We start from the raw sequence: 4,378 nt of genomic DNA on the forward strand, positions 1-4,378 counted from the left end.
GCAGCAATAGATTGAGAAAACGCAATGTAAGCCTGCTTAGCAGCATGATTAAAGTTTTCTTCTGGATCCTTCTGCGGATACATATCTAACAACATCTTACGGTAATTTTCCCATCCTTCATTTTTGAAACCACGAATTTCATTGGTCAAATCGAACATGTAGTTGATTCTATCTTCTGTATAATTATCCCAAGCTGCAAATACCAAAAGGTGAGAACAATCTGTAATCATAGACTGGTTCCAAGCTACAGGTCTAATCTTTTCTTTAATATCTTGATTTTTAACCACTATAATCTCAAACGGTTGCAATCCACTAGAAGTAGGGGCAAGGCGGGCCGCCTCTAAAATACGTTCCACTTTATCTTCAGCTACCTTTTCGCCGTTCATTGCCTTGGCGGCATATCTCCAATTTAATTTATCTAATAATTCCATGTTAATCTTTCTATTTTAAGTTGATTTTGCTAATTGTTCTATATCGTTCGATGTTATGACAACATCTGTATTACTCGTTGTATTTGCTAAATTCAACATTGCTTGGGCAATGTTTTCTGCATCTATAATTTTGTATTTTTTCAGCGGACCAATAAATAGCGGCTGAATCACTTTAAAAATAACCAAACCTATTTTCTCCAGCATTCTTTGCTCATCTCTTTCTCCACCAATTAAAGATGGTCTTAAAATAGATGTGTTAGGTATTCCCAGGTTAACTACATCTTGTTCCATTTCGCCTTTTGTTCTATTGTAAAAGACCTTACTTTTTTTATTTGCTCCCATAGCAGATATGACTAGATAAGTAAAAATATCATTCTCTTTAGCCAGTTTAGCTGCAGCAACAGGAATACCGTAATCAATTGCCCTATATAATTTCTTATCTGGGGTTTTCTTTGCCGTAGTACCTATACAACAGTATACTTCGTCTGCTGTAAATTCGTTTTTAAACTGATAAAGCTCTAATAGGTTCCCTATATATTGTATGACTTTATTTGGCAATCCGTTTATACGTGATCTTGAAAATAGTTTTATGGTTTCATATCTATCGTCATGAATTAACTTCTCTAACAATAAACCTCCGGTTAAACCAGATGCCCCTAAAATTATAGCCGTCTTTTTCATATTACTGACAAACTTTTATACTGCTCCACGCTGCTTCATATGCTTGCTCCATTTGCTCATCATCCAAGGTAACGGAACCACGATTTTGAGCAATCATTAAAAATGAAAGCGGATTAATGGCATATGCATACAGCATATAATCTGAAACAGGCTTAATTAGACCTTCTTTCTTACCACGTGCCCATAGATTTAGTAATGGTTGTAAATGCTTAATGCCCTCTTGTCGGCTTTCCTCATCGATCATTGGGGTATTATCACATTGAGCTAAAAACATTGCATGAGCACTTTCTTTAAGTTTAAACTCGGCAATACGTTTCCATATAACCTCAAAACCTTTTTGAACGGACATGGCATCATTGTACGTGGCAAACGCATAAGCAGTATAACTAGCTTTAACCTCTATATAGGTCTTGTTCACCAAGTCTTGCTTATTCTCAAAATATAAGTAAATGGTAGCTGGGGACACACATGCCATTTTTGCAATTTTGCTCATGGGTGTGGCATGAAAACCGTCATTGTTTACCAACTCTATGGTTGCATTAATCAATGCATTACGTTTGTCTATACTTTTTTGAAGTGCTGCCATTTGTATTATATCTAGATACAAAGTTACAGAAAATGAACGTTCATTCTTTTTTATTAACACAACTTTAATTTATCAGCTTAACTATAAAAGAATAACATGATATCCTCAACTATTCTAAGAACATTCTATAATAGACTTATCAGATATAATAGTACTTTTAGATAGTTCAGTTAAGGTAGTTCCCGCGTTGCTTTTTAATTACCTATTCAAGTACTTATCTTTAGGTTATTAAATTAAGCCATTAATATGTTTAAAATTCTTTCTTTAGATGGCGGCGGTAGCTGGGCAATCATACAACTTCTTACTCTTAAAGACAGATACGGTAACATTAATGGTCATCAAATTTTACAACAATTTGATTTAGTTATTGCCAATTCTGGCGGTAGCATTGTTCTTGCCGCACTTGCAGAAAATTATACTATTGACAAGGCAATATCCTTATTTAAGGAACAACAGAATAGAGAACTGATTTTTCATAAAAACTCATTTAAAGACCGTTATTTCCCAGTAGATTACCTCGGACTTTTCAATGCCGGATTTGGACCTAAATACAGTGCCAAACGTAAAAAAGAAGCTTTTGAAAGTTTATTCCCAGAAGTGGATAAAGTACAAATGAACGAACTACCTAGATTAATAGGTAAAGAATCATTAAAACTTGTAGTTGCTACATATGATGCGCTAAATAATAGGGCAAAATTTTTTAAGTCTTTTTCCTCAAATCCAGAAGGGTATGATTCGGTAAGGTTAACACAAGCCATAAACGGTTCTTCTAATGCTCCTGTTCAATATTTTGATTTTCCTGCCAGATTTAAAGCTCAAGGAAGTGATATATTTTATGAATTATGGGATGGTGCCTTAGGCGGATTTAACAATCCTATTTTAGCGGGAATCATTGAAGCCTACAAATTGGGTGTAGATTTGAAAACTATACAAGTAGTTTCTTTAGGCACAAGTAATTCTCTTATGTCAGCGGATGCCAAAAAAGACTTTTGGAATTGGAAACAAATCGCTTTAATTTTTAGAAGAAAGAAATTTGCCTTCTCTAGATGGAAACCGCAATTAAACTTCTTTAAAGAAACAGTTTTACACCAAGCAAAAACAATTTTGTACCAACCACCGGATACCGCTAATTATATTGCTATGATGTTCTTGAAAGCATCTACCGGTATGCTTCTTAACGACCAAATAATTCGCTTGTCCCCATTAATTCATTTTGATGCAAATACACCAAACGAGGTAATACCATTAGTTCAAGAGTTATATAAACTAGATATGGACCTGACAAAAGATGAAGAGATTGAATCACTTATTAATTGTTTTAACGCCTGGAAAGCCGGTCAGCTTTACAACCAGCCCATAGAGTTTAAAGTAGAGCGTAATAATGATTTAACACTTTTACAAGGAGATAAATGGTATCAAGAAGGTATGGATAGATGGAATTCTTGGGAAACATCTGTTTAGATTTTTTAAAATAATGCAACCCATATATGTTCTCAGAAAAATTGACCAATGGTTTTTCCTATTTTTGAGAAACTAGACTACAAATCATCATGACATTAAAACAGATTATTTACAGTACATTTTTATTATTTGTATTACCATTAATGGGTCAAGAGCCAGTTCCTTCAGAAGTATTTTGGAATACACTACAATCCCATTGTGGTAAGGCATATGAGGGGAGTTTAGCCTTACCTGAAGAAGATGAAAATTTTGGAGGCAAAAAACTTATTATGCATGTAAAATCTTGTTCGGATACTGAAATTAAGATTCCATTTTTTGTAGGTGATGACAAATCTAGAATATGGATCTTAACCAAGAACAATGATATTCTTACCTTAAAACATGACCATAGACATGAAGATGGTAGCGAAGATGATATCGAAGATGATATCAATTTTTATGGTGGTACTGCAAGTAACGCCGGCAAAGTAGATATTCAGTTTTTTCCTGCTGACGTTGCTACCCAAAAAATGATTCCGGGTGCGGCAACAAACGTTTGGTGGATTACTTTAGATGATAACACTTTTACATATAATTTAAGAAGGCTGGATACTGACCGGGTTTTTAAAGTGGTGATGGATATTACAAAACCAATTGCAACTCCTGCTGATCCATGGGGCTGGCAAGAATAAATGTAATTATCTTTAATCTGTATCACTTATAATGAGTTTGTTGTTACTCCCTGATTAACTGTACCTATCTTTGCTGAAAAATTATTTTATGTCAAGCCAGTTTTTAGATTTAGGAATTTCTAACGATTTACAAGAAAATCTAGAAGAATTACAGATTACCGTACCCACAGATATTCAAAAAAAGTGTATTCCTGTTATTCTTGAACAAAAAGAGGACCTTGTTGCTTTGGCAAAAACTGGAACCGGAAAAACAGCTGCTTTTGGTTTACCGTTATTACAATTGATCAATACAAAAAGTACTACGGTACAAGCTGTTATTTTAGCTCCTACTAGAGAATTGGCGCAACAGATACACGCCAATTTATTGTCATATGCAAACAACCCAGAGATTTCAATTGCTGCACTTTGTGGCGGAATCCCTATAAAACCACAAATAGAACGACTTAAAACACCAACACAGATTATTGTGGCAACACCTGGTAGACTGGTTGACTTGGTAAAACGAGAGGCTTTAGATATCAAAAAATTAAAGTACTTGGTTTTGGATG

At 34.5% G+C, this 4,378-nt stretch carries 6 protein-coding genes; 3 read left to right on the plus strand and 3 right to left on the minus strand.

The annotated features are described in order from the left end of the window. The 3 genes from ABJI11_RS17395 to ABJI11_RS17405 all read right to left on the minus strand — a co-directional run. On the minus strand, window positions 1-431 hold a 431-nt coding region (locus ABJI11_RS17395), incomplete at its 3' end, for a nitroreductase family protein (RefSeq protein WP_348355141.1). Window positions 432-446: 15 nt separating this feature from the next. Beyond that, entirely contained in the window at window positions 447-1,112 is a 666-nt protein-coding gene (locus ABJI11_RS17400) for a nucleoside-diphosphate sugar epimerase (RefSeq protein ID WP_348355143.1), read from the minus strand. A 1-nt stretch (window position 1,113) separates the two neighbouring features. Further along, window positions 1,114-1,698: a TetR/AcrR family transcriptional regulator gene (locus tag ABJI11_RS17405; protein ID WP_348355146.1), complete on the minus strand. Its 585-nt coding sequence runs from the start codon at window positions 1,696-1,698 to the stop codon at window positions 1,114-1,116. A 246-nt stretch (window positions 1,699-1,944) separates the two neighbouring features. Here ABJI11_RS17405 and ABJI11_RS17410 point away from each other — a divergent pair, with 246 nt between their 5' ends. From ABJI11_RS17410 to ABJI11_RS17420, 3 genes are all read left to right on the plus strand, one after another. Further along, entirely contained in the window at window positions 1,945-3,159 is a 1,215-nt protein-coding gene (locus ABJI11_RS17410; protein WP_348355149.1) for a patatin-like phospholipase family protein, read from the plus strand. A gap of 89 nt (window positions 3,160-3,248) precedes the next feature. Beyond that, window positions 3,249-3,830, plus strand: coding sequence for a hypothetical protein (locus ABJI11_RS17415; protein ID WP_348355152.1), 582 nt, complete (start codon window positions 3,249-3,251; stop codon window positions 3,828-3,830). An 88-nt stretch (window positions 3,831-3,918) separates the two neighbouring features. Further along, the coding region (locus ABJI11_RS17420; RefSeq protein ID WP_348355155.1) for a DEAD/DEAH box helicase at window positions 3,919-4,378 on the plus strand (460 nt) is incomplete at its 3' end.

It is taken from the genome of Maribacter sp. (assembly GCF_039968975.1).
Lineage (GTDB): Bacteria > Bacteroidota > Bacteroidia > Flavobacteriales > Flavobacteriaceae > Maribacter.